Source organism: Methylococcus mesophilus (assembly GCF_026247885.1).
GTDB lineage: Bacteria > Pseudomonadota > Gammaproteobacteria > Methylococcales > Methylococcaceae > Methylococcus > Methylococcus mesophilus.
In genome coordinates this window covers 3,764,466-3,780,421 of sequence record NZ_CP110921.1, presented here as the reverse complement: position 1 = coordinate 3,780,421, position 15,956 = coordinate 3,764,466, and the positions used below count along the sequence as shown (strand labels likewise).

Sequence of the window (15,956 nt, the reverse complement as noted above, 5' to 3'; positions counted from 1 at the left end):
GGGAGAAAACTCGACGGTTTGCGATGCTCAGCCGCCCGGTCGCAAATGGCGGAACGGGCGAACGGGGCCAGGAATCGCAGTATCCTTAATGATGCATCCCACTGCAACCTCAAGGCCAGACGAATGCAAACGGTCGCGTCATTTTCCGAATTTCTGGACGCCGTGGTCGGTCGTTACGGTCCGCGGCTCGCGGTTCAGTATCGTCCGCGCTACCGCACGCTTCGCTGGAGTTACCTCGAGCTCGGAAACCGGGTTGGGCAGCTGTCGTCATTGCTGGCCAAACATGGTGTAGGAGCCGGCGACCGCGTTTTCCTTTTCGCCGAGAATTCGCCTCATTGGGTGGCGGCCTTTTTCGCCATCGCCGCGCGCGGCGCAATCGTGGTGCCGCTCAATCCCAAGAGCCCGCCGGACCAGCTCGACAAACTGGCTCGATCGGCCGGGCCGAGCCTGGTCCTGGCTTCGCCCCGCTGCCGCTGGGAAGGCACCCGGCTGCCCGTCGTCGATATCGAACATCCCGCCACGGCGCCGTCCGATCGGTCGGCAGCCCCCGCCGATCCCGCACAATTGGCCGAGATCATCTATACGTCGGGGACCACCGGCGACCCCAAGGGCGTCATGCTCACCCACGCCAACCTGCTGTCCGACCTGGGCGCGGTCTCCCGCGCGGTTCCGCTGAAGCCGGATGACCATGTGCTGAGCCTGGTCCCGTTGTTCCACGTTTACGGTCAGATGACCAGCCTCTTCTGCCCGCTCGCCGCGGGCTGTGCGATCAGCTACCTCGCCGCTCCCACCACCCGCAGCGTGCTCGAAGCCCTGGCGCACACGCCCGCCACCCACATGGTCGCGGTGCCGGAAGTCCTCAAGACCATGATGGATCGGCTGGAGACCCGCGTTGGCGGGATTCCCGGCTTCCTGCGGCCTCTGCTGAGGGACAGAATCCGCACGCGGATTTCGACGTCCCTGCGGACCATCGTCTGCGGCGGCGCCCCGCTCGATCCGATCGCCGAAGAAAAATGGTGGGCGCTGGGCTTCGAAGTGCTGCAGGGCTACGGCCTGACCGAAACCAGCCCGGTGATCGCCGCCAACACACCCAAAGCGCATCGCATCGGTTCGGTCGGCAAGCCCCTGGAAGACGCCGAGCTGCGCATCGCCTCCGACGGCGAGATACTGGTGAAGGGCCCCATGGTCATGGCCGGCTATTTCCGCGATCCGGCACGCACCGAAGCGGCTTTCGCCGACGGCTGGCTGAAGACCGACGACGCCGGCCGCTTCGATTCGGACGGGTTCCTGTACGTCTACGGCAGGAAGCGCTACATGATCCTGGGACCGGGAGGGGAAAACGTCTTTCCCGAGGACATTGAAGCGGTGCTCAACCGCACTGCCGGCGTCACGGACAGCGCCGTCGTCGGGCTGGATAGCGGCGGACGCACCCTCATCCACGCCGTGCTGCTGGGCGACGAAGCGCGGGCCGCCGGCATCGTCGCGGAGGCCAACCGCCACTTGGCACCGCATCAGCACGTCATGAGCTGGTCGGTATGGCCGGAAGCCGATTTCCCCCGTTCGGTCACCCGCAAGGTCAAGAAGGACGAGGTCCTGCGCCGGCTGCGACGGGAGCCTGAGGTCCGGGCACGCCCGTCCGGACGGACAACACCGCTTCGGCTTCTCCTGGCCCAGGTTGCCGGAGCCGAGGCCAGCGCCTTGAGCGGCGACACCCGCCTGGTTCCCGACTTGGGGCTCGATTCCCTGCTCCGGATCGAAACCGTAGCGCGCATAGAAGAGGACCTCGGCGTCTGCCTGGACGAAACCGATATCGGCCCGCTGACCAAAGTGGCCGATCTCGAAGCCCTGCTGGAACGGCGCCAGGGCCGGATGCCGAAACTCGCCGCCTATCCCCGCTGGTCGCTGTCGCCCTGGGCTTCAAAGCTGCGTCCCCTGGCACAGAAAGTCTTCCTGGAATGGTGGATCGCACCGTTCTGCCGGCTCCAGATCTCAGGCCTCGAGCACTTGGCGGCGCTGGAAGGCCCCGCGATCTTCATGGCCAACCATCGCAGCTACCTGGATTCCGCGGTCGCCAGCTTCGCCCTGCCCGACCCCATCCGCTACCGCCTCGCCATCGCCGCCGCCACTGGGGTGCTGTACACCCGCTACCGCTGGGCCGTGCCGGTCGGCGAACTCTCGCTCAACGCCTTCCCGCTCCCCAGCGGCCCCGACGAGAACATCCGCCCCGGCCTCGAACTCATCGGCCGCCTGCTGGACGACGGCTGGAACGTCCTGATCTTCCCGGAAGGCCAAATGAACCGGAGCGGACTGGGCATCCAGCCGCTCCGCCGGGGCGCCGGCACCATTGCGGTCGACATGGGGGTGCCCGTCGTGCCCATGGTGATAGAAGGCACCGAAAAGGTGATGCCGCCGGGCAGGATCGTGCCCCGCGCCGTAGCGACCGTGAGTGTGCGCTTCGGCGCCCCCTTGCGGGCGGGAGAGACCGAAACCCACGGGCAGATGCTCACCCGGATCGAAGAAGACCTGCGACGACTGCTACAAAACCCGGCCCCCTGAGCCGGCGGCGGCCATCGCAGATCCGAGTCATTGGGCGATCATCTGGTGAAACAGGAAGAACAGCCCGCCCGAAAGCAGGATGGCGGCGGGCAGGGTGAGCACCCAGGCCATCAGCAGGTTCCGCACCGTGGACCACTGCAGCCCCGAGCCATTGGCCGCCATAGCGCCGGCAACGCCCGACGACAGCACATGGGTCGTCGACACGGGCATCCCATACATGTCCGCTGCCGCGATGGTACTCATGGCCACCAGTTCCGCCGACGCGCCCTGGCCGTAGGTCAGGTGCTGCTTGCCGATCTTTTCGCCGACGGTCACCACGATGCGCCGCCAGCCGACCATCGTGCCCAGGCCCAAGGCGATAGCCACGGCGACCTTCACCCAGGTGGGGATGAAGCGGGTGGCGTTCCCCAGCGCCTTGCGGTAGCCGCCGATCTCCTTTTTCGTGCGCTCGTCGAACACCGGCTGGCCCAGCTTTTCCAACCGCCGCATCGCCTCGTCGACGAGGTACATGTCGTTGCGCACGTTCTGGGTCTTGGTCACGGGAATGTGGGCGAGCGAGCCGTTTTTTTCGATGGTGCCGGCGATTTCCCCGACCAGCTTCGAGGTTGCCGCCAGCGTGTCGGGCCCCAGTTGGCGGGTCCGGATAAAGTCGGTCACCGCAGGCCGGGGATCGCCGTCGAAGGCTTTCGGGCCTTCCGACTTTTCCAGCAGGGCCTGCCCGACGACATGCGACAAAGCCAGGAACTCGGGCACATAGGAGTCCGGCACCGCCCGATTCAAGGCATAGGCTGTCGGCACGATGCCGATCAGGATCAGCATGATCAGCCCCATGCCTTTCTGCCCGTCGTTCGAGCCGTGCGCGAAGGAGACGCCGGTGCAGGTCAGCACCAGGACGCTGCGGATCCACCACGGCGGCGGCCGCAAGCCTTCCGGGGCGCGGTAGAGCTTGGGATTGGTGACGACGAACTTGAGTACGACCAGCAGCAGCCCGGCGGCAACCGCCCCGATGAGTGGCGACATCAAGAGCGATTGGCCCACTTTCGCCGCCTGCGACCAATCCACCCCCGAAGTGGTGGATTCGCCCCGATGCATCAGCTCGTTGGCGAGCCCGACGCCGATGATCGAACCGATCAGGGTGTGCGAGCTGGACGCCGGCAGGCCGAAATACCAGGTCCCGAGATTCCACAAGATGGCCGCGATCAGCAGCGAGAACACCATGGCGAAGCCCGCGTCGCTCCCCACCTGGAGAATCAGTTCGACCGGCAGGAGGGAAATGATGCCGAAGGCGACGGCCCCGGACGACACCAGCACACCGACGAAATTCCAGATTCCCGACCAGACCACCGCGACCATCGGCGGCAGCGAATGGGTATAGATGACGGTGGCGACGGCATTCGCCGTATCGTGGAACCCGTTCACGAACTCGAAGCCCAAGGCGATCAGGAGCGACAGTCCGAGCAGCAGCAAAGGCGCCAAAGCCAGCGCAGTGCCGGCACCGGCTACGTCGCTTTGCAGACCGTACGCCGTGAAGGCGACGCCGACGCCCAGAAGACCCATGAATACGATCGACCCGACCGGCCCGGTACGGGATTCCAGTTTCGGTTTCTCGACTGTGGCCGCGATGGGCTCTGCAACCGCTTCGCAAGTATTCTGTGTCATAAGCACCTGTCCTGATGGAGAGCGATACGATACCGGGCACGGGCTATCCGTCCCACCGGCCAAGACCATAAGCCAGCCTCATTGCCGCCGTGTGACAGTTGCCGCTCTAGGCAAGCGCGGTGCTTCGGGCCATCATGATGACCTTCACGGAGAGGAACCGCGACCATGAACCAAGCCTGGCATTCGTTGACATCCGGGGAAGTGGCAACCCGGCTGGACGTGAACATCCGGCAGGGACTGAGCGAGGCCGAAGCCGGAACCCGGCTCGCTTCGTCCGGCCCGAATGAAATCCCCAGCGCCAGCACACGCGCTCCCTGGCGCATCTTCACCGAGCAGTTCTCCGGCATGCTGGTCCAGATCCTGATCGCCGCTGCCGTATTTTCCCTGACTATCGGTGAAGTCCTGGAGGCCGGCGTGATCCTGGCCATCGTCCTGCTCAATGCCATCCTTGGATTCCTGCAGGAATCCAAAGCGGAAAAGGCCCTCGAGGCGCTGCGGCGCATGGCGGTCGGCCAGGCCATGGTGCGGCGGAACGGCCGGATCTGCGAAATCCCCGCCAACCAACTGGTTCCCGGCGACATCGTGCTGCTGCAGACCGGCAACAGCGTGGCCGCCGACGGCCGGCTGCTCGAAAGCGTCGACCTCAGCCTCCAGGAATCGGCCCTGACGGGCGAATCGGTGCCGGTCCACAAGGATGCAGTCGCCGTGCTGGAGCCGGCTACCGCGCTCGCCGACCGGACCAACAGGGTCCACCTCGGCACTCAGGTCGTCTACGGCCATGGCAGCTTCATCGTGACCGAGACCGGTCCGGCCACCGCCCTCGGCGCCACGGCCCGATTGCTGGAATCGGTGACCGCCGAGCCCACTCCGCTACAGAAGCAGCTCGACGGCTTCGCCCGCTCGCTGGCCTACGGCGTTTCCGGCATTGCCATCGTGATCCTGCTGCTCGGAACGGCCATGGGCGAGAGCTTCCGCACCATGATGCTCACGGCGGTCAGCCTCGCCGTCGCGGCGGTACCCGAGTCCCTCACGGCGCTGGTCGCCATCACCCTGGCTCTGGGCGCCCAGAAGATGCTGAAGCAAGGCGCATTGATCCGTCGCCTGCCGGCGGTGGAAGCCCTGGGTTCGATCGGGGTGATCTGCGCCGACAAGACCGGCACGATGACCCAAAACCGGATGACCGTTTCCGTGCTGGACGTCGCCGAACACCGGCTGGAACTCAAGCTCGGCGAGCCGGACGCCGCGGGACTGGCGGTGGAAATCGCCGGCCACCCGGCCATCGACCTCCTGCTGATCGGCGGCGCGTTGTGCAACGATGGACTGATCGAGAACCCGGAAGACCCGCATCGCGCGTACCGGGTTCTGGGAGAGCCCACTGAAGCCGCGCTGGTGCTGGCCGCGGCCCGGGCGGAACGGCTCAAAGCGGAACTCGAAGCCGCCTTGCCCAGGATCGAGGAAATCCCCTTCGACGCCGGCCGCAAGCTCATGACGACCGTGCACGGCCCCGCAGCGGCAGACGGCGCCTGTCCTGGCGTCGTCGGCCAGTATCTCGCCGGCAGCCGGTTCCTCAGCCTGACCAAGGGCGCCGTGGAAGCCCTGCTCCCGCGCGCCGACACGATCTGGGTCGACGGCAGCGAGCAAGCGCTGAACGCTGCCTGGCGCGAGCGGATCGTCCGGGCGCACGACCTCCTGGCGGAAAAAGGCATGCGGGTGCTGGCCTTGGGCGCGCGCCGCCTGGGCGCTCCGCCTTCGCCGGAAACCAAAGCGGCATTGGAAGGCGGCCTGAGCTTCATCGGCCTGATCGGCATCTACGACCCGCCGCGCCCCGCGGTCACGCAAGCGATCTCCGAATGCCGCCGGGCCGGCATCACGGCGGTCATGATCACCGGCGATCACCCGTTGACCGCCCGCCACATCGCGGAGGAAGTCGGCATCGACACCGCGGGTGGCGTGATCGGCGGAAGCGAAATCGCCGCCATGACGCCCGCCCAACTGCGGGATGCGGTGAAACGCTGCGCCGTGTTCGCCCGGGTGTCGCCGGAGGACAAGCTGCGGCTGATCGAAGCCTACCAGGGCAATGGCTGCAGCGTGGCGATGACCGGCGACGGCGTCAACGACGCGCCGGCCCTCAAAAAGGCCGACATCGGCATCGCCATGGGCAGGATGGGCACCGACGTCGCCAAGGAAGCCGCCCAGATCGTCCTGCTGGACGACAATTTCGCCACCATCACCGCCGCGGTGCGCCAGGGCCGGGCGATCTACGACAACCTGATCAAGTTCATCGTCTACCTGCTGAGCTGCAACGTCAGCGAAATCGCCGTGGTCACCTTCGCGCCGTTCCTGGGGATGCCCCTGCCGCTGCTGCCGCTGCAGATACTGTGGATGAACCTGGTCACCGACGGCCTGCCGGCCCTTGCTCTGGGGATGGAACCGGCGGAGGACAGCCTGATGGAGAGGCCGTCCCAGGCCGCCAGCGAGCTGATCTTCGGGAAACAGGGCCTGCACCTGATGCTGCTGGTGGGCGCGGTGATCACCGAGCTGAGCTTAGGCGTAGGCTTTGCCTACTGGCTGGGAGGGAGTGCGGCCTGGCAGACGATGCTGCTCACGGTGCTGGTGTTCAGCCAGATGGCCGTCGCCCTGGCCTTGCGCAGCCGGACACGCCCCGTCAGCCAGCTCGGCTGGAGATCGAATCCGGCGCTGCTCGGCGCCGTCGCCGCCACGGTGCTGCTGCAACTCGCCATCGTCTATCTGCCGCCGTTGCAAACCGCCTTCCATACCACCGCGCTCTCCCTGGGCGATCTGGCCATTGCCGGCGCCGTAGCCGCCGCCGTGTTCCTGGGGACGGAACGGATCAAGCGGGCGGGGTCCCTGCGCCAGGGTTAAACCCTGTACCTCAACCTCATTGAGCGCGTAGGAACGATCACAATCCCCCCATCAGAGTGACCGATACCCCACCGGGTTACCCCTCATCGATCCATTCGGGCCGTCGCCAGTGGCAGAAAAAGCGTCAACGCTGCGTGAAACCGTGATGCCGATAAAAGGCCGCGGCTTGGCCGCTTCGCCGCCGATGTCGGCCTGAATCTGGCGCAAGGAGCCAAGCAAGCCGTGCAGGCCAAAACCGCGTAAAAAGCGCGGACGGCGATGCCGAACAGGATGAAGTCGCAGCCTTCGTCCACAAGCAACCGCCCGCCCAAGCCGGCGGGTGAGGGCGATCAATCAATGACATTGATTTCTTAACGACCCGTCATCCCCCATGCCGGTACTCGACCTTTCGCCGCCAATCGAGGAGCGCGTCCTCTGCTCCATCGCCGCCGCCGAAAAGTACGGCCTACCGGCCCACCTGGTGCTGGCCGTCGCCGAACAGGAAGGCGGCAAACCCGGCCTATGGGTGCGGAACGCCAACGGTACTTACGACGTCGGACCGATGCAGTTCAACACCGCCTATCTCGCCGGTCTGGCCCGCTACGGCATTACCGCCGCCGCCGTGGCCCAGCCCCGGCTGCTACGCTTACGACCTCGCCACCTGGCGGCTGAGCGGCCACCTCATACACGACAGAGGCGACCTCTGGACCCGAGCAGCCCACTACCATTCCCGCAACCCCCGGCATAACGCCGCCTACCGCGCCGCGATCCTGGACAAGTCCGCCCGCTGGGCGGCGTGGCTGGAAGCCCGCAAGGCAGCGCCGGCCGGCACCGAAGCCGCAGCGGGAACCTCGCCCCATGCTCCGGCAGCCCCGTCTTCCGCCGCTTATCTGCCGCGCGCGATCGGGGTCAAGGATCGGCCCTAACGGATACACCCCCAACAGGGTTCCTCAAAAAACCCGTCATTCCCGCGCAAGCGGGAATCCAGGTCTTTGTCTTGACTGGGCTCCCGCCTACGCGGGAGCGACGAAAAGAGGATTTTTCGAGGCGCCCTTATCTGCCGCGCGCGATCATGGCAGGGAAACGGCCTTACTAAACATAATGAAAATAATGTCACCACCTTTGTCATTCCGGGTGGGAACCCGGACCAATCCGCCGGGAGCGGATTGGCGCCTGCCCGCAGGGTGCCGGGCAGGACGGCTCGGCATGAATCCAGCGTCCAGAGCCTGCCCCGGACTCGATCCGGGGGATGGCGAGGCATTCACGTCCTTGTGCCTGGATGCCGGAGTCCCATCCGGCATGACGATCTGACCTACCTTTCTTTACGCTTATGTAACGGGACAAAAGCCCACCGTCTCAAGCTTCGAGCTTACCGGCGGAGCGCCAAGGAGAGTTAGGGTCAATCTTGTGTACAGGCAGGTTGATCAAGCTTGAGCAAGCGGGACGGGGTCTTGATCTCGGCGGGCGGAGTCGAAGGGAATCGAAGCGAACCGACGGGGCTTGGACGCCGCTCAACCGGCCGCCGCAGCGCCTTTCCCGCTTGCGCGGGCCGCGAATTTATCGGATCGTTGGCGGCGTCTTTTTTGGCCACGGGAGACGGTGCGCACGGCCTCCCGAATCATCGGAACGAACCTCGATATCCCCTCATGAAAACGACGCATCGAATCGCACGAATAACGCTCGCCTTGGTCGGCTTATTATTTCAAGTTAATAGCTTTGGAGATCTTGATATAATAGATCCTCTCGGTACAGATCCACAAGAGTCGGCAGCTAATAGCGCAACGGTCATTTGTGAAGACTCCAATGTTAATGAGAGAACCTCCGTTAATAAGTTTATTACAACATGTGCTAATGGGATTGTTGATTCGACTTGTCGTATTTATATTGAAAAAGCTTGTGTCAATGGTGTTCAAGTGCCTGCTCCTTTAGAAGATTTTATTAATGAACACTTTCCTGAACTTGGATTTGAGCCAGTGACAACAACTCAAAGTTTGACTCGTGGCGATTTTGTTGGTGGAGACTCTTCAATGTATGCTCCTGTCACTCTCCCAAATGGTCGAAAAACTCAGTATTGCAGCAAAGTGAATTCGGAGCAGCAATTCAAGGAAATTGCTGCGGGTATTGATGCCCCCCCCGGAACTTACGTAGCATCAACTCCTGCTGTCTTGAAACCTAATCCTACTTTTGCAGCAATGACCTTGCACTGGACGGAATACACGGTTACGGATCGAAAAACGGGAAATCCAAAAACATCTTTGCTGGTGGAAATTCTTGATTCTTATAATGTGCATTCTTATGTTAGAGATCCCAAATATCGGAAACCGGTAGCTGCTTACAGTATTGAAGGAGATAATTGGGCTGAAGTGATTGAGAAAATGAAAAGAAGTCGTATTAAATGTAAAAAACAAGAAGCCATTACAGATAAAGATTGGCCTCGTGCAGTTTTTGATCCAAAAAATCCAGAAGGGTATCCAACTAATACGCCAGGGTTGAATAAAGTCCTCTACAAAGCCCAAGAAGGTTACATGAAACTACACGGAAGTTTGCATACCATCCGGATGAGGGAGAAACTGCGGGAAGTGCTGGGCGAGCCCCCGGACGGCGAACCGGCGCTTTCCGCAACCCCGGCAGCGGAGCGCGGCAAAAGCGGCGCGGCGCCCGCGGGCTACACCCCCAAAGACCCCGCCCAAAACTACGCCGGCACCCCCTGCGAACCCTTCACCCAGCCCGCGGCAGCCGATGGCAGCTCGATCTACGGCAATGGCTCCGTGGTCGTCTACGGCAAACGCGCCTACCGCTGCGAAACCCAAAACGGCCAAAAACTCTGGACCCTCTACGGCCCCCGCGAAAAGCTGGGCAAGGATTGGAAGAACTACGAAGCGGCGCGGCTGGAGCAGTGAGCCTGCGTAGGTGCGAATAGCGGCGCGTATTCGCACGCATGAAAGCTGCGTTGCTCCGATGACGCCTTACTGATCGGAACGCGGACGGATGCAGGGATGCAGACGTTTCGGTGGAGGGGAATGACATGCGCCCGAATACGCTACGCTATTCGGACCTACGTGAGCTGCCGACGTGAGGAGGCGCATCGCTCGCGGCGGTTGCGCACCTTATCGCGTCGACATGCGGGTAGCGAAAAGGTTTCTTCTATCCCATGCGCGCAGAACGTATTGACCCATTTTCCGGACGAGGCGTCCGCCGCCGCGGATTCAAGCGCCGAGCAGCCTGCGAGCCAGCACCGACTGCATATCGCGGCGGCCATCGGCGATCAGGTAAACGATCACTTGGCGGCCGATGATCCGATAGATCACCCGGTAGGGTTTGAACGCGGTTTGCCGGTACTCCTTGATGCCCAGCGGCACCAGTTCCTTTGGATAGCCGCCGCGTTCGGGAAACTGCGCCAAATCCTCCACGGCTTCCAACAACCGGTCGAGAACATAGCCGGCATTCGCTGGGCAGTCGAACTCGGCAATGTAATCGTGAATGGCTTCCAGATCCTGTTCCGCGCCCTGGGTAAGCAGGACTTCATAAGGCTTCAGTGGGTCCGCCATCAGGCCGTTGCGTGCTTGGCGCGCAGGCGCGCTACGACGTCGGCGACAGGCTTGATCCGGCCCGCTTCCACGTCCTGGTTTCCCAGTGCCAGAATTTTCAGTAGAGCCAGCGCTTCCTGAGTTTCTTCGAACGTGGCGACATCCTGCAATACAGCTTTGGCCTCCCCATTCTGCGTAATGACCAAAGGCTCCCGCCGTTCGGCAAGACGCGCCAGCACCTCGGCGGCGTTGGCTTTGAGATAGCTGATGGGTTTGACTTGGGAGGAATAGCGCATGGTCGTGGCCTCGACACTAAAGAGGACCATATATAGTCCAAATTAAGACCATTCGCAATGAGTGTTTTGGGTCGGGAGGCTGCCAGAAGTTTTTACGCCCACCTTGGGTTCGAGCCCTTTCCGGGGGAACCGCTCATCCTCTACCGGCTGCTGAAAGACTTGCGCGCGATGAGTAAGAGCTGAACACCTGCGGCGCGCTCCACAGGCTCAGGACGGATAAGGTAACCCCTTGTCCAGCAACTGCTCCAGCACCCGGTCGAGTCCGTAGATGTCCTCAAAGAACTCTACGCTGCCGTCCGGCGCGGCCAGCACAGTCGAGTAGTAGATGTAGACCGGCAGCGGCTGCTTCAGCGTGACCGTGCGCGACTGGGCGCCGTTCATCGCCTCCTCGATCCGCTCGAGGGACCAGGCCTCGTCCTGGCGTTTCAGGACGAACTCCGCCAGCCCCACGGGATCCTGGACCCGGATGCAGCCGTGGCTGAAATCCCGCCGCGCCCGCTGGAACAGGTTCACGCTGGGCGTGCTGTGCAGATAGATGTTGTCGTTGTTGGGAAACGCGAACTTGACCAGCCCCAGCGCGTTCTTCGGCCCCGGCCGCTGGCGCAGCTTGAGCGAGCCGGCCGACAGCATCTCCAGGCTTTCCAGGCTGGGCTCGTAGACCTGGGAGCCGTTGCCGAAGCTGGGCACCAGCTCCAGATTGTGGCGGGCCAGGTAGCCCGGGTCGCGCAGGATGCCCGGCAGCATTTCCTTGACCGTGATGGCGCGCGGCAGGTTCCAGTAAGGGCGGAACACCACGTAGGTCATGTCGGAATGGAAGACCGGCGTGTTGTGTCCCCCGGACGACTGGCCCACGACCACGTTCATCGACACCTCCGGCCGCTCGGGATCCTCGCCGTAGCCGTACAAATGGAACGAGGGGATGTTCACCAGGATGAAGGGTCCATCGAACCGCTCCGGCAGCCAGCGCAACCGCTCCAGCCCCAGCCGGATCTGCCTGAGCCGCGCGGCCGGCGACACGTTGAGCGCCGCCAGCGTGCCCTTGCCGATCACCCCGTCCGGCGCCAGGCCGTGACGCTCCTGGAAACGCTCGACGGCCTCGACCAGATCGCCGGCATAGGCCTCCGGGTCTTTGGAGGACGACTCTTGCGGCAGAAAACCCAGCGCGGACAGGCGTTTGCGCAAGGCGGGAACCTCCTTGTGGCGGTCGCCCGGGCTGAGTTTGGGCGGAAAGGCCAGCGCCGAGACGTCGTAGTTCTCAGCCAATCCCCGGTAACGCGGCAGGGCCGCCTTGAGGTTCCGGTAGAGGGGCAGCTTCGGCTCCAGCTCGGCGATGGCGTCACAGGGCCGGGAGCCGCGGGCGAGGCGCTGCACCAGCGCGGGCAGGTCGAGCCGCTTCGGCGCCACCTCCAGGGCGAAATCGGCGGCGCGCGGGCTGACCCGGCCGAGGGCGAGATTCGAGCCGTAGCGCATCAAGGCGAGGCTCATCGCCACCTCGAACTGCGCCGCCTCCTCCGCACCGGCCGCCCTGCCGTCGTTGAGCTTCTCGAGCCAGCCGCCCAGGAGCTCGATATCGTAGTCGCTGCTGTTCAGGCCCTGGTCGTCGGCCATGCGCAGACACTCGAGAACGGCGGCCGACTGTTTCACCGGCCGGCCCCCGTCCAGCCACAAAGGCCGTGAACCTTGGGCAAGGTACAAGGCCCGCAACTGGTTCTGGAAATCCGCAAAACGCCCCCAGCGCAGCCGGGGATGGACACCCGACGCGAGCAGTCCATCGATGTGCGCCGCCGGCGCATCCGGTGCAGTCCCCGCGGCATCGGCGCCGATCGAAAATGCCGCCATTAGTGCGATTACCCGGCCCCGTGGGAAGCCGCCCATGTTCCTTTCCCTCCCGTTTTTCATCGTCATCCGCCAAGCATCGTTGCCCATTAGCAACAGTATACCCGCGATGGCCGGCAAGCCGGGATACGGCAACTTGGCAGGCCCGCCGTCGCCCCCTTCGGCTTACAATCGGCGCTCCATCCACGACCGCGAGGCACCGCCCATGGTCACCCTGTACGGTTCCGCCATCAGCAACTACTACAACAAGGTCAAGCTGGCCCTGCTCGAAAAGGGCATCGAATTCCGCGAGGAACGGACGATTCCTTCCCAGGACGCTGCCGTCCTGGCGAAGTCGCCGCTCGGAAAGATCCCGTTCATCGAAACGGATCGGGGCTGCTTATCGGAATCCCAGGCCATTCTGGAATACCTGGAAGACACTCACCCGGAAAAACCGCTCTACCCCGCCGACCCTTACGCCCGCGCCAAATGCCGCGAACTGATCCAGCACCTCGAACTGAACGTCGAACTCATCGCCCGCAGGCTTTACCTGGAAGCCTTCTTCGGCGGCAAGGTCTCCGAGGAAACCAAGGCCGAGGTCAGACCGAAGATCGAAGCGGGCCTGAAAGGCCTGATGCGGCTGGCACGGTTCTCCCCGTATGTGTGCTCCGACAACTTCTGCGCCGCCTGGCCACATTTGACCTTGATCGGCCTCGCCACCAGCCGCATCTACGGCGAAGACCTGGTCGCCGCCCAGATTCCGGCCCTGGCCGACTATCTGGCGGTAATGACGGCCCGGTCCGCCGCGCAAAAGGTCGCGGCGGACCGGGCCCAGGCGCTGGAAACATTCGTCGGCGCCCGCAAACCGTAACGCCATGAAAACGCCGCTCGATTTACCAGCCCTCGACCCCGCGGGCGTGCCTGTCCGGACCTCCTCCATCTACCCGACCGAGGAGCAGCGCCAGCGGGTTAAGGGCCGCAGCAAACAAGCCCTGGGCGATGCCTTGGGATTGCAGAATTTCGGCGTCAACCTGGTCAGGCTGGAGCCCGGTGCAATCTCCGCCTTCCGGCACTGGCACAGCCGGCAGGACGAATTCGTCTACGTGCTGGAAGGCGAACTCACCCTGGTCACCGAGACCGGCGAGCAATGCCTGGCGGCGGGCACCTGCGCTGGCTTCCCGGCCGGCCGGGCGGACGGGCATCAGCTGGTCAACCGGAGCGGCCGCGTCGCGGTCTACCTGGAAGTCGGCGACCGGCTGCCGGGAGACCGGGCGCATTATCCCGAAGAGGACTTGGAGGCCAGGGCGATCAGGGGAAGCTACGAGTTCCGGCACAAAGACGGAACCCCGTACTGAGTTTGCGGACGAACGGCCGCATCATCAGGCGGTTTCCCGCCGTCAGCCCGGCATCAGATATTTCCCTATCAGCGGGATGCTCAAAAAGGCCAGCAGGGTATCGAGCAGGATGACGGTGGCCAGCGTTTCCTCATCCAGCTCGAACCGGGACGAAATGACAAACGAAAGCAGCTGGCTGGGCATGCCTGCCTCCAGGATCGCAGCATCCGCATACACACCGGCGATGTCGTACCAGGAAACCACCCGCCCCATCAGCAAGGGAGAGAGGATCAGCTTGATCACGGAAACCGGTATGACCAGCCAGAACAGGCGTGAGGCCCTGAAGTGAAAGGCCATGCCGAGCGACAGCACCATCAGGCCACTCACCGCCGATGCCAGGATATGCGTAGCCTCCTGAAGGAATGCCGGGCAGGGAATCCCATTGACCTTGAACAGTATCGCGAGGAACAGGCCCCAGATAGGGGGGAGCTTAAACGCCTCGAATGCCGTTTTTCGAAAGGTAATCGCCTCGCGGCTTCCGTAATGGATAGCGATCATGGCCCCTACGGTCAGATTGATCGAAGATTTGGTGACCTCGAACAGAACGCTCACCTCGGATACTTGCTCGGACGCATTCGGAAAGGTTTCGAGCAGGACAGGCAGACCCAAGTAGGTGACGTTGCCGAAACTGGCGCCCAGGACCATCGCGCCCTTGGTACGGCCTGGAATCGGCAAGAAGTGGAAAACCATCAGGGACACCAAGAGACATCCCACGATGCCGGTGGCTGCAGCGAGAGGAATTTCGTAAAAGAGCCGGTCAAGGTTCGTTTCCATGACGGTCCGAAAGACCAGCGCCGGAAGGAAGACGACGAGAACCAGCCGGTTCATCGCTCGCCGGACATCCTCCATCTGTGGATTTCGAAGACGAAGCAATGCGCCGATGAAAACGATAAAGACCAGGGGTGCAAAAACAGCGGTCATAAGCCTCTAAAACACTGCGATTCGGAAAACTGCCGAGCGCCTCTTGTCAGAAAGCCGAGGTTTTTGCCGGCTTTCTGGATATACCGGGGGACAGGTACCCATTATGCGAGCCTTGCGCAATTCACGGCCCCATCTCGAACCGGCCCAGTGTGCGGAACACCGGCGCCGGATTCACGCCGAAGGTAGCGCGGAAGCTGTGGCTGAAATGGGTCGCGTCCGCGTAGCCGGCATCAAGAGCGGCGCGGGTCAGGCTGTCGGTGGCATGCAGCAGAGCGAAGGCGGACATCATGCGCTTCCACTGGCGGAAGCGCCGGTAGGGCAAGCCGGTCTGCTGGCGGAACAAATGCAGGAACCGCGAGGGCGACAAGCCGATCCGGGCCGCCAGTTCCTCCTGGGAAAAATTCCGGTCCGGCTCCCGCCCGATCAGCTCGACCACTTGGCGGATGCGGGCGTCCGGCGCCCACGGGCGCCGCTCCGGGCACGCCAGCAGCCGGTTCAGCCGCTCCTCGACGGAAGCCCGGCCGGGGTCCTCCTCGTAAATCCGGCGGAAGCACTCAACCGCTTCCGCATCCTCGAAAAACCTCGCCGCCGTCTCCGGATGGGGAAACCGGTGGTACAAGCCCGGCGCATCGGCGCCGTCCTTTTCCACGAACAGCTTGCCGTGCACCCCGCCCGCCAAGTCCAAGGCATGGCTGATCCCCGCGGGCACGATGGCGCAGGACGCCGCGCGCCATGCGCCGCCGGCGAGACGGATGCGGAACGGACGATAGATCCCGACATGGAGGACAGCGGCGCCGTAGACGTGAGTCTCGAGGCGCTGGATCGGGCCGCAATACAGCGCCCGCCCCGGCCCCAAATAAAGCTGCGAATGTGCGGGATAAAGCTTGCGCATAGCCGGTTTGTGCAAGTCTTGTCGGAGAAAGGCC

12 protein-coding genes are annotated in these 15,956 nt (G+C 63.5%); 6 read left to right on the top strand and 6 right to left on the bottom strand.

The window, feature by feature from the left end; genetic code table 11:
- Positions 1-123 precede the first annotated feature (123 nt).
- On the top strand, positions 124-2,556 hold the full coding sequence (locus tag OOT43_RS17935) for an AMP-binding protein (RefSeq protein ID WP_266022042.1): 2,433 nt from the start codon (positions 124-126) through the stop codon (positions 2,554-2,556).
- Positions 2,557-2,583: 27 nt separating this feature from the next.
- Here the strand turns inward: OOT43_RS17935 and OOT43_RS17930 are convergent, their stop codons facing one another.
- A complete protein-coding gene (locus tag OOT43_RS17930; RefSeq protein ID WP_266022041.1) occupies positions 2,584-4,215 on the bottom strand; it encodes an inorganic phosphate transporter in 1,632 nt (543 codons plus the stop codon).
- A gap of 165 nt (positions 4,216-4,380) precedes the next feature.
- Between OOT43_RS17930 and OOT43_RS17925 the strand changes: the two genes are divergently transcribed.
- The 3 genes from OOT43_RS17925 to OOT43_RS17915 all read left to right on the top strand — a co-directional run bounded on the left by OOT43_RS17925 (position 4,381) and on the right by OOT43_RS17915 (position 9,977).
- Positions 4,381-7,098 (top strand): cation-translocating P-type ATPase, encoded by a 2,718-nt coding sequence (locus OOT43_RS17925; protein ID WP_266022040.1) that lies wholly within the window; start codon positions 4,381-4,383, stop codon positions 7,096-7,098.
- A 370-nt stretch (positions 7,099-7,468) separates the two neighbouring features.
- The gene (locus OOT43_RS17920; RefSeq protein ID WP_266022039.1) at positions 7,469-7,825 is read left to right on the top strand and encodes a lysozyme family protein; all 357 of its coding nucleotides are present in this window, start codon (positions 7,469-7,471) and stop codon (positions 7,823-7,825) included.
- 898 nt (positions 7,826-8,723) lie between these two features.
- A complete protein-coding gene (locus OOT43_RS17915) occupies positions 8,724-9,977 on the top strand; it encodes a hypothetical protein (protein WP_266022038.1) in 1,254 nt (417 codons plus the stop codon).
- Positions 9,978-10,283: 306 nt separating this feature from the next.
- On the opposite strand, the gene OOT43_RS17910 is transcribed toward OOT43_RS17915, so the two are convergent.
- The 3 genes from OOT43_RS17910 to OOT43_RS17900 all read right to left on the bottom strand — a co-directional run bounded on the left by OOT43_RS17910 (position 10,284) and on the right by OOT43_RS17900 (position 12,739).
- Entirely contained in the window at positions 10,284-10,625 is a 342-nt protein-coding gene (locus OOT43_RS17910) for a type II toxin-antitoxin system RelE/ParE family toxin (protein ID WP_266022037.1), read from the bottom strand.
- A complete protein-coding gene (locus tag OOT43_RS17905) occupies positions 10,625-10,930 on the bottom strand; it encodes a type II toxin-antitoxin system Phd/YefM family antitoxin (protein ID WP_266022036.1) in 306 nt (101 codons plus the stop codon). Before OOT43_RS17905 ends, OOT43_RS17910 begins: the two co-directional genes overlap by 1 nt.
- A gap of 177 nt (positions 10,931-11,107) precedes the next feature.
- Positions 11,108-12,739: a L,D-transpeptidase family protein gene (locus OOT43_RS17900; protein ID WP_266022035.1), complete on the bottom strand. Its 1,632-nt coding sequence runs from the start codon at positions 12,737-12,739 to the stop codon at positions 11,108-11,110.
- Between the two features lie 34 nt (positions 12,740-12,773).
- Between OOT43_RS17900 and OOT43_RS17895 the strand changes: the two genes are divergently transcribed.
- Positions 12,774-13,586, top strand: a complete 813-nt coding sequence (locus tag OOT43_RS17895) for a glutathione S-transferase (protein WP_266022034.1) — start codon at positions 12,774-12,776, stop codon at positions 13,584-13,586.
- Between the two features lie 4 nt (positions 13,587-13,590).
- The gene (locus OOT43_RS17890) at positions 13,591-14,070 is read left to right on the top strand and encodes a cupin domain-containing protein (protein WP_266022033.1); all 480 of its coding nucleotides are present in this window, start codon (positions 13,591-13,593) and stop codon (positions 14,068-14,070) included.
- A 42-nt stretch (positions 14,071-14,112) separates the two neighbouring features.
- On the opposite strand, the gene OOT43_RS17885 is transcribed toward OOT43_RS17890, so the two are convergent.
- Positions 14,113-15,030, bottom strand: a complete 918-nt coding sequence (locus OOT43_RS17885) for an AEC family transporter (RefSeq protein WP_266022032.1) — start codon at positions 15,028-15,030, stop codon at positions 14,113-14,115.
- Between the two features lie 121 nt (positions 15,031-15,151).
- Positions 15,152-15,922 carry a helix-turn-helix domain-containing protein gene (locus OOT43_RS17880; protein ID WP_266022031.1) on the bottom strand — a complete coding sequence of 257 codons (771 nt, stop codon included), beginning with the start codon at positions 15,920-15,922 and terminating at the stop codon, positions 15,152-15,154.
- Positions 15,923-15,956: the final 34 nt, after the last annotated feature.

Bases quoted from the DNA above. Each gene is read 5' to 3' on its own strand.
- OOT43_RS17905 (WP_266022036.1), bottom strand. From the start codon at position 10,930: ATGGTCCTCTTTAGTGTCGAGGCCACGACCATGCGCTATTCCTCCCAA.
- OOT43_RS17880 (WP_266022031.1), bottom strand. From the start codon at position 15,922: ATGCGCAAGCTTTATCCCGCACATTCGCAGCTTTATTTGGGGCCGGGG.
- OOT43_RS17885 (WP_266022032.1), bottom strand. From the start codon at position 15,030: ATGACCGCTGTTTTTGCACCCCTGGTCTTTATCGTTTTCATCGGCGCA.
- OOT43_RS17900 (WP_266022035.1), bottom strand. From the start codon at position 12,739: ATGGCGGCATTTTCGATCGGCGCCGATGCCGCGGGGACTGCACCGGAT.
- OOT43_RS17920 (WP_266022039.1), top strand. From the start codon at position 7,469: ATGCCGGTACTCGACCTTTCGCCGCCAATCGAGGAGCGCGTCCTCTGC.
- OOT43_RS17915 (WP_266022038.1), top strand. From the start codon at position 8,724: ATGAAAACGACGCATCGAATCGCACGAATAACGCTCGCCTTGGTCGGC.
- OOT43_RS17930 (WP_266022041.1), bottom strand. From the start codon at position 4,215: ATGACACAGAATACTTGCGAAGCGGTTGCAGAGCCCATCGCGGCCACA.
- OOT43_RS17910 (WP_266022037.1), bottom strand. From the start codon at position 10,625: ATGGCGGACCCACTGAAGCCTTATGAAGTCCTGCTTACCCAGGGCGCG.
- OOT43_RS17895 (WP_266022034.1), top strand. From the start codon at position 12,774: ATGTTCCTTTCCCTCCCGTTTTTCATCGTCATCCGCCAAGCATCGTTG.
- OOT43_RS17925 (WP_266022040.1), top strand. From the start codon at position 4,381: ATGAACCAAGCCTGGCATTCGTTGACATCCGGGGAAGTGGCAACCCGG.
- OOT43_RS17935 (WP_266022042.1), top strand. From the start codon at position 124: ATGCAAACGGTCGCGTCATTTTCCGAATTTCTGGACGCCGTGGTCGGT.
- OOT43_RS17890 (WP_266022033.1), top strand. From the start codon at position 13,591: ATGAAAACGCCGCTCGATTTACCAGCCCTCGACCCCGCGGGCGTGCCT.